The following is a 15,035-nucleotide window of genomic DNA, read 5'->3' on the forward strand; positions in this document are numbered from 1 at the left end:
CCAATATTTATTTGCCCTGCACAGGATGTTGACCGTAATAAGGCAAAGCATCCGACCAAGCAGGGCGACTTCCTTGTTTCCACTCCAAATAAGCCAATTCCAACACACTAGAAACCGACGAGCCCAACTCGCTGCCCACTTCAATTAACTGATAGGAATTTTCCCAACTTTCCAACTTTTCCTGCCAAGATTCCGCCGTCATCACCGTATCAGGAAACAACTCAGTTAAACCAGAATCTTTGTTAACTGAATAAACAGCGCCAAACAATTGTCCCCGCTGTGCAGGCATTTGCAGCGCGATGCTCAAAAGCCCCCCCTTAGCAACGGGAGGTTCCGCACTCAAAAGCCCCCCCTTAGCAAGGGGGGGTTGGGGGGGTGCAGCCCAAGCCACAGCGGCCAAAGTTGAAATCGCAAAAACAGGAATATCCAACTGTTGAGCCAAAGTCCGCGCCGTCACCATACCCATGCGAGTCCCCGTGAAACCTCCGGGCCCCTTCGCCACTGCAATAAAAGCCAAATCCGCCCAAGTTTGCGGTTGAATAAACTCTACTAAATGCTGGTGCAAATCAGTTGCTAAACTGCGCCCCAAATTCCAAGTTTGACAGCGAGAATCGCCGGCAAAATTGCTGATGGCTAAACCTAATTCGGGAGTTGCCGTGTGGAAGGCTAAGCCGTATTTTTTAACTGATGTTCCGTCTTGGGGGTTGCTATTCACGATTAATGATAATTTTCCTTAACAAAAAACAGAGGCGAAGCCACAACTAAGCAACCCAAAAGAATGCCAAATATTCCCGTATTTAAAATCCTTGAATTCCCCATGCCCCCACTCATCAAAAACAGCACTACTAAACTTGCAAATAAATTGTTATTTGCAAATTCTTTATTTTGGGAAACTTGATGCTTGACGGTCATAAAACCAGACGAAACTATTAGCGCGAACCAAGAATTAAAAATTACTATTTGAGAGCCAAAGATAAACCAAACTAAGGCAAACATTAGCGAATCTATCCAAAAATCCTTAGTTTTCAACTTCGGCAGCCAAAAATTTTGGGTAGCAACAGGGGCGATTTTCTTGAGTAATTTATTGTATTTCAGCCGCCGGAGTTTGTTCCTCAATTTAATCTTGGGATCGATTTGCAATAATTGCTTCCATTCGGGGACGCGAGAATTGTTGACTCTTCCCAACAGCTTAACGGCTGCGACTTTATTTAAGTGCAAATCGGTGAGTCGGGTGGCAATTATTTGAGATAAGTGCGGATAGTAAACGGGGTTGTCTTCGGTTCTGTTGATGACGATATTGAGCTGTTGCTTGGCTTGACTGACTTGGATTGTAACATTGTACGGGGCGATCGCCTCTTGCAAAGCTTCCTGGATTTCGGCTTGCTGTTGGCGAGTAAAAAGCAACACGCCAGGCGCAGGTGTAACCACCCGTTCTGCTGGCGTTTCCGGCGCGTCTAGCACCGGCTGTGCGTCTAAATACACAGGTTTGGGGTTCAAGTGCCGGAGGACTGCTGATGCTGAACTGTAGCGCCGCTTGGTGGCACTTTGGAGCATGGTGTCGAGGATGCGGCCCAAATCGTCGCTAACAGCAGTCTTCAAATAATTTCGCCAAGCCCAAGAATCCTCTGTGCTGTCGAACAAATCGAAGGGAGGAATTTCAGTCAGCAAGTGAATGCAGGTAACGCCCAAACTGTAGATATCGCTGGCAAAAACTGCTTTCCCCATCAATTGTTCTGGGGCTGTATAAGCAGCACTGCCGATGATTGTTCCAGTTTGTGGCAATCCGGTTGCTGTTACTTTCTTAGCTGCACCAAAGTCTACTAAAACAATATCTTTTTGGAAAGGAGAGGGTTGATAGGAATTTTCTAAGGCGGATAAAGGGGCTGGAGATAGCCGGCGGCGAATGATATTTTCTGGTTTGATATCGCGGTGAATGACTTTGGATTTGTGGACGAAGTGGAGCACTGGCAATAAATCGTTGAGGATTTGCCGAATTTGAGTTTCGGTGAATGCTCCTTTTTGTTCTAATTCTCGGGCTAGGTTTTTGCCGTCTATAAATTCTTGTACTAAATACTGTCTCCCGTCTTGTTCAAAATGCGCGATTAATTCGGGAATCTGGGGATGTTTTCCCAATGTTTCTAGCTGGGCGGCTTCTTGGTGAAATAGTTGAGCGGCTTTTTGGCCTGCGGTATTTTGCGGGAAAGATTGCTTGATTACGCACTGCGAAAAAATCACAGGTTTGGTTTCATCAACTGCTAGAAATGTTCTGCCAAAGCCTCCTTGTCCGATCGGCTTTATGGTCCGGTAGCGAGATGCTGATGGCGTTTCTGCGTCAAGTGTTAACAACAATTTTGAGCCGCAACTTTGGCACAATTCTGCATCACCTGGGTTTTGCGGATTGTGACAAGTTGGGTTTAAGCAATAGCTCATTGGATTTTAGATTTTAGATTTTAGATTTTAGATTTTAGATGGGGAATGGGGAATTGGGAATTGGGCATCGGGAATGGGGAATTGGGCATCGGGCATCGGGAATTGAAAATTGGGAATTGAATATTGGAAATGGGAAATTGAAAATAGGGTAAAAAGAAGAAACAAGAAAAGGAGAGCGTTTTATTTTTTTCCTTCTTCCTTCTTCCCTCTTCCTTCTTCCTTCTTCCCTCTTCCTTCTTCCTTCTTCCTTCTTCCTTCTTCCTTCTTCCTTCTTCCCTCTTCCTTCTTCCTTAAGTCGGGACGAGTTCGCCTGGCCGCAATGATGCCCATTTGCCGGTCTCTTGCTTGAAACTTTGACACCCGACTACATCCCATTCCATTTCAATTTCGTCTTGGCGGGGACGGATGTTGACGTTGATGGTGGGTTCTACGGGGTCGAAATCGGGTGTTTCAGTGAGGTGAATCTGTTCGTGCTGTTCTTCTACGGCGTGGTAGGTGAAGCAGCGGTCTACATAGTGGCAGTTAATACAAATACACATTCTTGATATCCTCTGTGCATTTCAAAAAGATTGGTGAATTTCGAGCTTTCTGTTAATCTAGCGTAGCAAGAGCTTAATTGTTTGTAAGTTTGTTTATTTTTGTTGCGATGCCGATTAGTTTGCCCTCTGCATTATCTCCTGATACTTGGCCGTTTGATTTGGAAATGCTGACACCGCCTGCTTATCTGGTGGGGGGTGCGGTGCGGGATGCGCTGCTCGGGCGCCGATCGCACTATTTTGATTTGGATTTCGTTATGCTAACACGGGCGGTGAAGACTGCTCGAAAAATTGCCGATCGCGCGAAAGCTGGATTTGTCTTGTTGGATGCGGAACGCCAAATTGCGCGGGTGGTGTTTGCCGGCGGTACGGCGGATTTTGCGCAAGCGGAAGGGGGGAGTCTCGAGGAGGATTTGCTGCGCCGGGATTTTCGGATAAATGCGATCGGCTGCAATCCTTTTACCGGAGAAATCATCGATCCTTTGGACGGTCAAACTGATTTGCGGTTGGGTTTGCTGCGGATGATTTCGCGGTCAAATTTGGAGGACGATCCGCTGAGGTTATTAAGAGCTTACCGCCAAGCGGCGCAGTTGGGTTTTGCGATCGAAGCTGAAACTCAATCTGCGATTCGGGAATTGGCGCCGCTGTTGAGTCGGGTAGCGGTGGAACGGGTGCGGACGGAATTGGGTTATTTGTTGAGCAATCCTGACGGTGTTCCTTGGATTTGTCGCGGTTGCGAAGACGGTTTGTTTTCGATTTGGTTTGAAAGTGCGATCGAGCGTTTTGATATTTTGACAAAAATTGATGCGTCTGCTGCCAAGTTAGCGACAGTTTATCCAGATTTGGGGAGAGAATTTTCGCGATCGATTCGAGATACGATTAAAACGCCGTTGTTGGCGGTTGCGAAGTTGGCCCTTTTGGCAGATTCCGACCCGACAATTGCTGAAACCCAGTTGCTGCGGTTGAAGTACAGCAATGCAGAGATTAAAAGTGCGATCGGGCTTTTGAAATACTTGCCCACATTGCCAGCAAAACCTATCGCGGAAATGTCTTTGAGAGAACAGTATTTTTTGTTTCGGGATGTAGGAATAGTATTTCCCGTTTTAGCGGTTTTGGCGGTGGCGGCGGGAGTTGCGATTGATGAAATTTCACTATTAATTAATCGCTATCTCGATAGGGATGATATTATTGCTCATCCCACACAATTAGTTAGTGGCAATAATTTAATGGAATATTTAAATTTGCCCAGAAGTCCGCGCATCGGTCAATTGTTAATGGAGATTCAATTAGCGCGGGTGGAGGGTAGGATTGCGACTCGCGAAGATGCGCTGAAATTGGCGGCAGAGTTGGTAGATAAATCAGTTGAAGTTTAGATTTTCCACTAATGTTAGAAACGGGCTCTTCGGCCCGTGAAGCGAGAAACTTAATTGTATTGTGGGCCGTTGCTCAGAGCAACGCCCTAAAAAGTTAGTATACAATGGTGCACAATGTGCATATTAACTGATATCTTGCACCATTGTCAGCAACAGGCAAGATGCCTGTTCCACAAAATATAAATTTTCTCGCTTCACAGGCATCTTGCCTGTTCATAAAAGGCTAATTGACAATGGTGCAACATATGAGTATTAAACAACATCCCTTAATTCTGCCGGCAATTCAAACTTGCCATCGGCACCCGGTTCAAACTCAACAACTTTCAACACAGCATCAACATTCAGCGGCCCGTAAATGTGCGGATAATTTTCACCCGCAGCCAATTCATACTTAATTTCAGCTTGCACTTTGTCCGAGTCAATCGAAAGCAGCAGCAATCCTGTTTGTCCCACAAAAAATTTATTAGCAGATTTAAGAACTTGCGGCAGAGTCGAACAGTGGATAAATCCTTCAGAACCTAGCGTATCTCCGCGATAGGATTGAACTTGTTTTGCTTGTTCCCACTGTTGGCTGCGGGTGATGTGAAAAATAATGCTCATAATTGAATAAGTTCTAGGTTTAATCGACAATTGGCAGCAAAATTTGAGAGGGACAATTTCCGCCACCACTTACTGTCAGCGTGATAATGTTAGCATCGATCGCCCGCGCTTCACCGTCCGGCGCACCCGTTCCCGGATTCACGTCGTAAGCGGGAAAACAAGCCGCACTCAAACTCAGACGCAACGCATTACCTTTGGCAATTTACATACAAGTTGCTTGCAGCACAATTCTCACAGGTATTTCACCTGAATTTACCCGGACGTAACCTTGAGTAAAATTGTAGACGCTGCCGCTATCTTTGACCTCAGAAAGTATCCCACACAAATCAAAACTCGGCGCATCGGCGGTACAAAATACTTCGACAATTATATCTCCAGCTAAGTGCAAATCTGCTGTTAGCGGTGCCGAAGTGTATGTTAAAACATCGGTGCGACAGTCAATAGTCGATCGCTCCATCGCGCCTGCAGGAAATGCAGCGTGACCTCCCAAGGATGGCACCAGCCGCCAAGGGTCATGTACGAATATATCATCAGTGCAAACATCCGCGCAACTCTCTGTTAAAATACCCCCATCTGCTCTCATCGCGGCAAGTCCGGTACTTGCTAAAAAATAAGATTTATGATTATTATTAGGCCATTTATCAAAATTCCGCCAATCATTCCTCCCCATCTCAAATAGCGAAATCGGCAGATCGTCTAATATTCCTGTATCAACTCCTTTGAGGAAGCGATCGAACCAGCGAATTTGCAACTCATCCACAGGATTTGAAGCTGCAAAACCATAATCCAACGCTCCAACTTTTCGCCCCCAAGGTAAATGCGCCCAAGGCCAATTATCAAATGCTGCGGACAGGAACTCCGGCTCGCCATTTCCTTGTAAAGATCGATTGTTCCCCGCAAATAAGTATCAAACCAACCGCCAACGTGCAGCATTGGCAAGTCTAAATCTTTGATGTTTGCCGATAACTTTTCCCAATACTCGCTCGGTCGATAATTATCCAACCAATCGTGATAATATGAGTCTGGGGCCAGATTTTTAATAATCTCAGGACGCGCCGGCACGGTATCGTGTAGCGGGAGATTTCTCGAAGCTGCATAAAAGGCTTGATAGGCAGAAATATCGGTTTTTAAGCGAGCGGTTTCTGCGGCTAGCTGAATTGCCCAGCCGAGATTTGATTGCAGACAAAACGCGCCGCCGCCCTAGGCCCAATCTGCGTATAAATTACCGCCTACCATTGCCGGACAAATTGTGATTAATGCGCTCGGTTTAGCAGCCGCAGTGTAGAGTTGAGTCATGCCTTGGTAGGAAAAACCGTACATTCCGACTTTGCCGTTACTTCCCGGCAAATTAGCTGCCCAATTGACGGTATCAAAACCGTCTTGTGTTTCGCTAACAAATAGATTAAACTCCCCTTCGGAAGTGCCGCGTCCCCGCACGTCTTGGATGACAACGATGTAGCCGTGTTTGCGTACCATGCGGGATGGGAATATACTACTGTAGAGGCGATCGCCCTTCCGTAAGGTTGCCGCATTAATAATACTGGAAATTCACCCGCAGCATCGGGGCGGTAGATGTCAGCATCTAAACGCAGGCTATCTGTAGTTAGCATTGACGCTGTTTCTTTCGGACGAAGTTTCAGCATAAATCCTAAAGAACATCAACTAAAAAAGTTCGTAGTAACTGACATCTTGCACCATTCTCGATAAATCTTTTATGGGCGGGCAGGATGCCCACCCCACAAGAAAGTTCACTCTTCGCTTCACAGGCCGGAAAGCCTGTTCTTGATAATGGTGCAAGATGTGAGTAGTAACTGACATCTTGCACCATTCTCGATAAATCTTTTAGGGGCGGGCTCTCCTGCCCACCCCACAATAAAATTCACTCTTCGCTTCACAGGCCGGAAAGCCTGTTCTTGATAATGGTGCAACATCTCAGTAGTAAGGTCTTTAGCTTTTTCTTTAAGGACTCAAGTCCTTACTACAAACCTAGGACTCAAGTCCTTACTACAAACCTAGCGCGATACGAGTACATCCGATCGCCCGAGAACTCTCATATCTTCCTCATCGAGTTCGACTGGTGTACCGCTGCGAATTAGTTCCACAAAATCCTCATTCGGCACCATAATGCACAAAGTGTACAAACGTTCAGTGCCCGTATTCTCAATTACGTGAGTGCCAGTTGGAGGCACTAACAAACTATCTCCCGGTTGAATACTAACTGTTTTGCCGTCGCAGGTTGCTTGCCCTGTTCCTTTGAGTACAAAAAACATTTCTACTGCGAATTGATGGCGGTTGGGAGGAGTTTTGCCGCCCACATCGAAAATCTCCACGCAAACTGTTAATGAAACATTGGCTATTACCGGATCGAAGACGATAGCTAATCTATTAGTATCGCCCGGACTGATGCGAAATGCTTGGTAGTCTTTCGGAGACTTTATAACAGGAATCATGCAGTGGTTTGTCATGTTTTTTTGTTAGTTGTCAGTTGTTAGGTTTCTGCTGTTATTAGTGAGAATCCCGAGTCATTAGTTCAGGACTTACGAAACCGGCTTTGTCTTAAAAATGGTTGTTTGATAACTAAAGATTTACGAAGAAACCAGGTTTCTGGCATCGAGTAAGTCCTGTGGCAATTTAGCCTCAAAAATTTATTCCTAGTGACTAATGACTAATGACTAATGACTAATGACCAATGACTGCTATTTAATTGCTTCTAACATAGCCTGAGAATCCGACAAAAAGCCAAAACATTGTTTGACGTTATAAAGAGTAGCTTGCCAGCAATACTCGGGAGATGTCGTAGCTGTACAATCTTTGACTAAAATACAGTCGTAACTGAGAAAATTAGCATCTTGCAGTGTAGCCATGACGCACTGATCGGCGTTTACTCCTCCGAATAAAAGTGTAGTTCTACCGAGGTTCCGCAAGATGCTATCTAAAGGAGTATCCCAAAAGCCACTCATCCGATATTTATCAACGCAAATATCCTCGGGATTCGGTGTCAATTCATCGACAACTGCGGCCGCCCAACTCCCTGCCATCAGTACAGGTGCGCCGTTTTTTGGCAGCGGATCTCCCAAACCTACGCCGTCGCCTGTGGGATTGTAAACGTGACGGGAAGCTGCACTAATATTGAGCAAATCGGGGCGGTTCCCCCAGTTGATCCAAATAATTGGCACTGCGTGCGATCGCAATTTTGGCAGCAAATTTTTTAAAGGATTAATTGGAGTTCGGGCGGGCGTTACATCCACGCCAATATGTGCTAGCCAACCGTCGGGATGACAGAAATCATTTTGCATATCTATCACCAACATTGCTGCTTTTGCTAAGTCCAAACGCAGAGTTTTAGTTTCTGTTTCCAGAGTAACAGGTTGAGGCGCGATCGGCGAGCGGGTGATATCGGCAATTTTGGCATCAACTTTCCAAGCATTCGGCGGTACGCCCAAGGTGCGGAGAGTATCAGAATTCATAGGGATTGTGACTCAAAAACACTTTCAATTTTATCACCATTTGATTGTTACTAACTTGTCATATCTTAAATCTTTACTAGAATTAAGTATCAGGGGCAACTTTTTGATGAATTTTATGATTTATTAACTTTCTTAAAGCTGGGCGATCGCCAATGTTAGCGCCATGCAATCATAATAAAAATTAATGTAAATTTACAAAAGGGTAAATCTGTGAGCTTTACAATTCAAAATGCTTTAATTCCGGTTGAGAGCGGTTACGAAACCGCAGAGGTGCAAGTGGTGGATAATTGCATAAGTGCGATCGCGCCCAATCACCCTTCTTTTAATTCCCCCGCTTACCAAGGGGGGAACCCCCCCTCTAATTCCCCCGCTTACCAAGGGGGGGATAGGGGGGTGAAACAGTTATTGACGGCAAAAATAAGCTGCTGCTACCCGGTTTTGTCAACGCCCACACTCACTCTTCAGAAATGTGGCAACGAGGCATTATTCCCCCTTTGCCGCTGGAGTTGTGGATTGCCGAATTATACGATTTTACCCCTCTCGATCCCGAACAAGTTTACTTGAGCGCCTTGGGAACTGCGGTTGAAACATTGCTGTAGGGCGGTACAAGTGTAGTCGATCATTTAGTTTTGATTCCGGGGCAAGAATTAGAAATAATCGCCGCCGCAGTTCGCGCTTATCAAGAAATCGGTATCCGCGCTTTTATCGGGCCGTTAATTCAAGATCAATCCCTGACAGCGGGAATGCCTTCTGGCGATAGCGGTATCGAACACGCGGCTTACATTCGATCGACTAAGGCAACTTTGGAATTAATGGAAACAGCCATAAAACAGTTTCACAATCCCGAAAAAGGTGTTAATATGTTGGTGGCGCCGACGGGAATTCAACTGCGTTCTGATGCTTTGTTTGAAGGCTGCATCGAATTGAGCGATCGCTACAATCTTTGTCGCCACGCCCACCTATTAGAAACTTCCGCGCAAAAACAGTTAGCCCACGAAAAATACGGCTGTAGCGCTGTCGAACACCTGCAAATAATTGGTTATTTTAGTCCACGGACTTCCTTAGCGCACTGCGTTTGGCTGGACGATTCCGACATAGCGATTATGGCAGAAACTGGAGCGACAGCCGTACACAATCCCCTCAGCAACTTGCGCCTGGGAAGCGGGATTGCACCGATTTTGAAATACCGTCAAGCGGGAGTCAACGTATCTTTTGGCTGCGACGGCGCTGCTAGCAATGACTCTCAAGATTTGCTGGAAGCGATTAAAATTGGTTCGATTTTGCACAATATCACCGATTTGGATTACCGCCAATGGATTACACCGCGCCAGTCTGTAGAAATGGCATCCCTGGGAGGAGCAAAAGGCTTGAATCTCGCCGAGGAAATGGGTTCCTTGACAGTCGGTAAAAAAGCAGATATTGTGCTGTATGATTTAACCAGTTTATCATTGCTGCCGCGCACCGATCCGATTGGCTTGCTAATATTGGGACGCCCGACTAATGCGGTAGACAGCGTTTGGGTCAACGGCAAGCAAATTGTCACAGAAGGTAAGGTGAAAACGATCGATGTTGATGCTTTGAGGCGGGAATTATTCGATCGCAGCGAGTGGACGAGCAAGCGTCAATCGCAAACGGTGGGCGAGATTGAAGCCCATTACCGCCAAGTGATGAAAGTGCAAGGTTATTCTTAAAAGCTATCCTCTGTTTCCCTAAAATACGATCCTGTCCTTTGCTACAATCTCAAGTACCATTAGACACCGTATTTTAGGGAAGCATCACCAGCGTTAAAAGTCAGTAGAATTATCCCATACAGCCTCAAACAAAAAATATCGGTAACAATAAAGGCAGCAAAAGTAAATTAATTAAAACAGGTAAGTCATAATAGAAAAGTAAGATCGCTCCCCAACTAGAGATAACTGTTATGTCATGGAAAACCAGGCTGGCTACTGCTGCCATCATTACATTAGCAATTTTCGCAGAATTAGCGCCGGCACTTAAAATTAACCCCATCAACCTCGCAAATCCTAATCACTCAAAAGCTGCAGCCATGACACCCCTTAACAACGAGAGCGATGTAGACGCCAGACTGGTTGCAGCTAATACCAAATTTGGTTTTAACTTGTTCAACACCCTAAGCAAACAACAGCCGAATAAAAATATCTTTATTTCCCCTACTTCTGTCGCCCTCGCACTGTCAATGACATACAACGGAGTCAGCGGAGAAACCAAACAAGAAATGACAAAAGTTCTCGAATTTACGGGAATGACTCCGCAAGAAATCAACGCAGCAAATCAAGCTTTGCAAAATAGTTTTCCGAAAGTTGACCCCAATGTCCAAGTATTAATTGCTAACTCGCTTTGGGCGCAACAAGGCTTCTCCTTAAAACCAAAATTTCTGCAAACAAATCAAAAATACTACAATGCTAATGTTACCGAACTAGACTTTATAAATCCGCAAGCTATTAGCATCATTAACAACTGGGTGAGCCAAAAAACTCAAGGAAAAATCGATAGAATTGTCGATAAAATTAGCCCCGGTGGAGTCTTGTTTTTGATTAACGCTATCTATTTCAAAGGCAACTGGCAAACGCCCTTTGATAAATCTCAAACTGCGAACAAAACTTTCTCTTTAACCGACGGCAGTTCAAAACAGCATCCGATGATGTCCCAGAAAGGTAATTTTGGGTACTACGAAACAGACCAATTTCAAGCAGTCAGTTTACCTTACGGAAAAGAAGGCGCTCTGGCTATGTATATTTTCTTGCCCCACTCCAATAGCAATTTGCCCACTTTCTTGCAGCAATTAACACCAGAAAACTGGAATCAATGGATGCAAGAATTTACAAATAGAAATGGTACTATTGAAATACCCCGCTTCAAAATAGAGTATGAAGTTGAACTCGAAAACACACTCACAGCTTTGGGAATGGCAGGATTTTTTTATAGTTCAAAAGCAGATTTTTCTCCGATGACTGATAACGACGTAGCAGTAGATTCAGTAAAACACAAAACATTTGTCGAAGTGAACGAAGAAGGTACAGAAGCAGCCGCCGTCACTTCCATCAGGTTTAGCAGATCTGGATCGCCTTTTCAAATGAATGTAAACCGTCCATTCTTTTCTGCCATTCAAGACCAGAGTACAGGAACAATATTATTTATGGGTACCATTGTTGACCCCCAATAATATCAAAAATAGTAGGTGCGTCAGGAAATGTTCGATCGACTTTTAATAAAATAACCCTAGCTGACGCACGCTAACAAGCTAATTATACGGTAAAATATCAGTCTAAAAATAATCATATTTGCGACAAATTGATGATTAAATTGCACAAATGGCAGCGGATACTGGCTTTAATAGTTGTTTTTGCGATCGCCCTTACCTCCTCCGCGATTTTATCCCCCCGTCTCTTAGCTCAAACCCCGCCCAAAACCCCAACAACCGAAGTGCGCGGCGTCTGGCTGACGAACATTGACAGCGACGTTATCTTCTCGCGCAACAACATCATTAACGCTGTAAATCGACTGGATAAACTCAATTTCAATACCATCTATCCCACGGTTTGGCAAGGAGGGTATACGCTTTATCCGAGCGCTGCAGCCGAACGAGTATTCGGACAGTCGATCGACCCATCGCCCGGATTGAAAGACCGAGACATTCTCAAAGAAATTATAGCACAATCCCGCCAAAAAGGTATAGCAGTAATCCCCTGGTTTGAGTTTGGTTTCATGGCTCCCGCCGAATCAGAATTAGCCACACTTCACCCAGACTGGCTGGCGCAGCGACGCGACGGTTCAACTATTTGGAAAGAAGGCGAACACGAGCGAGTTTGGCTGAATCCCTTTCATCCCCAAGTGCAGCAATTTATCTTAGATTTAATCCTAGAAATTGTCGATAATTATGATATAGATGGCATTCAATTTGACGACCATTTCGGCTTGCCAGTAGAATTTGGCTACGAGCCGTTAACAGTGTCAATGTATCAGGAACAAATCAAAAGCCCTCCCTCCGACGACGCCCGCGAAACCTTCTGGGTGCGCTGGCGCGCTGACAAAATTAACGACTTCGTGGGCAGAGTTTCCCGCGCCATCAAATCCCGCAAAGAAAAATGTATTGTCAGCTTATCTCCCAACCCTTTTCACTTTGCTTTACCCGCCCACTTGCAGGACTGGTTTACCTGGGAAAGACGCGGCTATATCGACGACATTGTGTTGCAGGTTTATCGCAGCGATATCAAGCGTTTTAGTGCCGAACTGGAACGGGAAGAAGTTAAATTGGCTAAACTTAACATTCCAACTGCGATCGGCATTTTAACAGGTCTTAAAAATAATTCCGTGCCCCTAAAACAAATTCAAGAACAAGTGCAAGAAGTGCGAAAAAGAGATTTCGCTGGCGTGTCGTTCTTTTTTTACGAAAGTTTGTCGAATTGGGCTAGCGAAACCCCCGAACAGCGCAATTCGGCTTTGCAAGAATTATTCCCCACAAAGATGCAGCGCCCGCCATCCGAAGGCAGAATTTGAAACCCACGGTTAAAATGAGAAAAATGCTACAGCGCTTATGAATTGTCCTCTTATCTTTGAGCGCTTTCCTAACAATTGGCTATCTCAGTCCCAGAAAGTGGGAAAATTACTCGCAAGCAGATTGCACAATCTCCGCACAGGTTAACTCTTTTTTTTAAGGAATAAGCCATCGCCCTTGACCGCTTGTTTACAATTTACTTCACCTTATTGTCAAGTTCCCGAAACACTAGCTCCGTCAATGTGCGACAAGTAGCATCAAGAGTATCGGCGAGCCGTCTGCCGCGTTTTTTGGCTGCCTCGGCATCGAAAGCGCAACCTATGAAATATTCTCGCAGTTCTAACTGAATAGTGGTGTAGGTATGCCCTGTGAGTTTCTGAGGCTCGATGCGACAGTTCACGTAAGTCCACAAAGTGCCGCGAGTATTCGCGCACCCTGTCGAGTTGCCACCACCGCAACCGGCTCTAACTTGACCGCTGGAGTTCTCGACTTTGCCGAGGCCGCAAGCTTGCCGAAAGCGACGCAAAGCTGTTTTCTTGGGCAGGCAGAGGAAGTCTTCAAAGGGGTATATTCGAGGGTAGTATCCATCAGAGCTCCCTATAACCGAAGGCAAATAGATCGAACACGGGCGTGGTACCGATAGAACATATTGTCAACGAGGCAAATCGGGTAGCCAAAACATCCCTTAACCGCACTTATCATACCTCAATTCAGCAACGCCGAAATTAGCTCGCTCACGCGCAAGCCGTGGCGGTAGCTGAGGAGTATAATAAGATAATTGCGGGTGGCGAGAAAAGTATTTTTGTTTGCCTTTGCTACCGCTATAAGCTGCTCCACCTCTAATTCCAGCAAGTATTCTCTACTTCTTTTAGATGCGTTAGTAGGTTTCATTGAGTATGCAATTCGTGTCAAAAAAGCAGTTAGTACACGGGTCGGAAACACCTACTCATTCGTCGTTGAATGCGATTGCACTATCCAAAACACACATTGTGAATACTAGCATGGCAGATGTGTGTGTGAAGTGTCGTTCGTGCTGGAAGTCACGGAAGGGCGAAGATTTGAACCTCCCAATACTCATAGGGAAAAGAGGTGAAAACAGGGAGGTAAGAGCGAACACCTGCAAACCAACTCCAAAAAAGCGGACTCAGCAACCAAGATGCTTTAACTCTGTGGGCGTGTAGACTTGGCGCTGATAATCGCACTTGGGCGTGACGCAACATTCAATCCCGTCTGCTGAGAGCATACCAGGCAATTTTTTACTACACCTTGGACGTTTGACGAGAAAACACTTACTTACCCAAGAGCCTGCGATTTTAACTTTTTTCACATACGCTCCTTGCCACGCGTACTTCCGAGCAAGATCCTATTCTGACGTTGATAAGGATTCAACCATTGGGGACTCCTTACAGATAGAGCGCTTGGGACGGTGAAGACCGACTCCGAGCGGCTACATTCGTCTATGGTTAGATTCTGGAATTGAGACAATTGCATTAATGCTAGCGAACACTCTACGGCAAGTCCAAGATATCCTGAGTCCGACTATGGGAATCCTAGACCATAATATGAGATTTCGCGCGTGGAGTATGTCGCATTGTATCTCGATCGACCTAGTGGCTATATTTTATATAGCAATCCTTGCAGGAGTCATAAATTTTTTACCCCACCCCAGCCCTCCCCGAAGCCGCGGGGAGGGAGTAAGAAATTCACAAATGATTTAGGATTGCTATAGTAATCATAAAAAATTAAAGGATGAAGGAAGAAAGAAGAAGGAAAAATGAAGAAGGAAGGCAACGGATGGATGTAACGGATGTAAGGGGGGTAACGGATTTAACGGATAGAAGGAAGAAGGAAGAAGGAAGAAGGATGTCTCTAAAAATCTTTTTCCCCAAACAAAAAGCGCCCCTATTTCTAGGAGCGCTTTTTGTTAATCAAAGACTAAAACTTAGCCGTTGATAGAAGGAGCAACCATTGCTACTGGGGTGACTTCACTAGCAGCCAAGTCGAGAGGGAAGTTGTGAGCGTTGCGCTCGTGCATGACTTCCATACCCAAGTTAGCGCGGTTGATCACATCAGCCCAAGTGTTGATGACGCGACCTTGTGAGTCGATAATCGA

General features: G+C 45.4%; 17 protein-coding genes and 2 pseudogenes. 6 read left to right on the top strand and 13 right to left on the bottom strand.

The features are described 5' to 3' along the window. Positions 1 to 7: 7 nt before the first annotated feature. The 4 genes from tsaB to QUB61_RS13540 all read right to left on the bottom strand — a co-directional run bounded on the left by tsaB (position 8) and on the right by QUB61_RS13540 (position 2,969). The gene (gene tsaB, locus QUB61_RS13525; protein WP_333189994.1) at positions 8 to 715 is read right to left on the bottom strand and encodes a tRNA (adenosine(37)-N6)-threonylcarbamoyltransferase complex dimerization subunit type 1 TsaB; all 708 of its coding nucleotides are present in this window, start codon (positions 713 to 715) and stop codon (positions 8 to 10) included. A gap of 2 nt (positions 716 to 717) precedes the next feature. Continuing rightward, entirely contained in the window at positions 718 to 2,430 is a 1,713-nt protein-coding gene (locus QUB61_RS13530) for a serine/threonine-protein kinase (RefSeq protein ID WP_333129132.1), read from the bottom strand. 180 nt (positions 2,431 to 2,610) lie between these two features. Further along, on the bottom strand, positions 2,611 to 2,760 hold the full coding sequence (locus QUB61_RS13535; RefSeq protein ID WP_333129134.1) for a hypothetical protein: 150 nt from the start codon (positions 2,758 to 2,760) through the stop codon (positions 2,611 to 2,613). Next, positions 2,721 to 2,969 carry a Ycf34 family protein gene (locus QUB61_RS13540; RefSeq protein ID WP_332955532.1) on the bottom strand — a complete coding sequence of 83 codons (249 nt, stop codon included), beginning with the start codon at positions 2,967 to 2,969 and terminating at the stop codon, positions 2,721 to 2,723. Before QUB61_RS13540 ends, QUB61_RS13535 begins: the two co-directional genes overlap by 40 nt. Positions 2,970 to 3,076: 107 nt before the next feature. Here QUB61_RS13540 and QUB61_RS13545 point away from each other — a divergent pair, with 107 nt between their 5' ends. After that, positions 3,077 to 4,339 carry a CCA tRNA nucleotidyltransferase gene (locus QUB61_RS13545; protein ID WP_333129159.1) on the top strand — a complete coding sequence of 421 codons (1,263 nt, stop codon included), beginning with the start codon at positions 3,077 to 3,079 and terminating at the stop codon, positions 4,337 to 4,339. A gap of 252 nt (positions 4,340 to 4,591) precedes the next feature. Here QUB61_RS13545 and QUB61_RS13550 read toward each other — a convergent pair whose 3' ends face one another. From QUB61_RS13550 to QUB61_RS13565, 6 genes and pseudogenes are all read right to left on the bottom strand, one after another. Further along, positions 4,592 to 4,939 carry a DUF952 domain-containing protein gene (locus tag QUB61_RS13550; RefSeq protein ID WP_333129136.1) on the bottom strand — a complete coding sequence of 116 codons (348 nt, stop codon included), beginning with the start codon at positions 4,937 to 4,939 and terminating at the stop codon, positions 4,592 to 4,594. A 19-nt stretch (positions 4,940 to 4,958) separates the two neighbouring features. Further along, positions 4,959 to 5,123: a hypothetical protein gene (locus QUB61_RS39880; protein WP_445300189.1), complete on the bottom strand. Its 165-nt coding sequence runs from the start codon at positions 5,121 to 5,123 to the stop codon at positions 4,959 to 4,961. An 18-nt stretch (positions 5,124 to 5,141) separates the two neighbouring features. Further along, a complete protein-coding gene (locus QUB61_RS39885) occupies positions 5,142 to 5,729 on the bottom strand; it encodes a CocE/NonD family hydrolase (protein WP_445300190.1) in 588 nt (195 codons plus the stop codon). Further along, positions 5,636 to 6,582, bottom strand: a pseudogene (locus QUB61_RS39890) (CocE/NonD family hydrolase). Before QUB61_RS39890 ends, QUB61_RS39885 begins: the two are co-directional and overlap by 94 nt. Before the next feature lie 369 nt (positions 6,583 to 6,951). Beyond that, the gene (locus tag QUB61_RS13560) at positions 6,952 to 7,389 is read right to left on the bottom strand and encodes a cupin domain-containing protein (RefSeq protein ID WP_333129139.1); all 438 of its coding nucleotides are present in this window, start codon (positions 7,387 to 7,389) and stop codon (positions 6,952 to 6,954) included. A 246-nt stretch (positions 7,390 to 7,635) separates the two neighbouring features. Then, positions 7,636 to 8,406 (bottom strand): cysteine hydrolase family protein, encoded by a 771-nt coding sequence (locus QUB61_RS13565; RefSeq protein ID WP_333129141.1) that lies wholly within the window; start codon positions 8,404 to 8,406, stop codon positions 7,636 to 7,638. Positions 8,407 to 8,873: 467 nt separating this feature from the next. On the opposite strand from QUB61_RS13565, the gene QUB61_RS13570 reads away from it, so the two are divergent. The 4 genes from QUB61_RS13570 (at position 8,874) to QUB61_RS13585 (ending at position 12,924) form a co-directional block, all read left to right on the top strand. Next, positions 8,874 to 9,005 carry a hypothetical protein gene (locus tag QUB61_RS13570; protein WP_333129144.1) on the top strand — a complete coding sequence of 44 codons (132 nt, stop codon included), beginning with the start codon at positions 8,874 to 8,876 and terminating at the stop codon, positions 9,003 to 9,005. 30 nt (positions 9,006 to 9,035) lie between these two features. Then, positions 9,036 to 10,097, top strand: coding sequence for an amidohydrolase family protein (locus tag QUB61_RS13575; protein ID WP_333129146.1), 1,062 nt, complete (start codon positions 9,036 to 9,038; stop codon positions 10,095 to 10,097). A 230-nt stretch (positions 10,098 to 10,327) separates the two neighbouring features. Beyond that, on the top strand, positions 10,328 to 11,590 hold the full coding sequence (locus QUB61_RS13580) for a serpin family protein (RefSeq protein ID WP_333129148.1): 1,263 nt from the start codon (positions 10,328 to 10,330) through the stop codon (positions 11,588 to 11,590). A gap of 131 nt (positions 11,591 to 11,721) precedes the next feature. After that, a complete protein-coding gene (locus QUB61_RS13585) occupies positions 11,722 to 12,924 on the top strand; it encodes a glycoside hydrolase family 10 protein (RefSeq protein WP_333129150.1) in 1,203 nt (400 codons plus the stop codon). Positions 12,925 to 13,118: 194 nt separating this feature from the next. Here QUB61_RS13585 and QUB61_RS13590 read toward each other — a convergent pair whose 3' ends face one another. Next, positions 13,119 to 13,448, bottom strand: coding sequence for a hypothetical protein (locus QUB61_RS13590; protein WP_333129152.1), 330 nt, complete (start codon positions 13,446 to 13,448; stop codon positions 13,119 to 13,121). 179 nt (positions 13,449 to 13,627) lie between these two features. Beyond that, on the bottom strand, positions 13,628 to 13,813 hold the full coding sequence (locus QUB61_RS13595; protein WP_333129155.1) for a hypothetical protein: 186 nt from the start codon (positions 13,811 to 13,813) through the stop codon (positions 13,628 to 13,630). 858 nt (positions 13,814 to 14,671) lie between these two features. On the opposite strand from QUB61_RS13595, the gene QUB61_RS13600 reads away from it, so the two are divergent. After that, positions 14,672 to 14,875: a hypothetical protein gene (locus tag QUB61_RS13600; protein WP_333129157.1), complete on the top strand. Its 204-nt coding sequence runs from the start codon at positions 14,672 to 14,674 to the stop codon at positions 14,873 to 14,875. Here the strand turns inward: QUB61_RS13600 and QUB61_RS13605 are convergent. After that, positions 14,865 to 15,035 (bottom strand): annotated as a pseudogene (locus tag QUB61_RS13605) (photosystem II q(b) protein); the annotation flags it as partial. The gene QUB61_RS13600 and the pseudogene QUB61_RS13605 overlap by 11 nt on opposite strands.

It is taken from the genome of Microcoleus sp. C2D2 (genome assembly GCF_036702495.1).
Taxonomy (GTDB): domain Bacteria; phylum Cyanobacteriota; class Cyanobacteriia; order Cyanobacteriales; family Microcoleaceae; genus Microcoleus.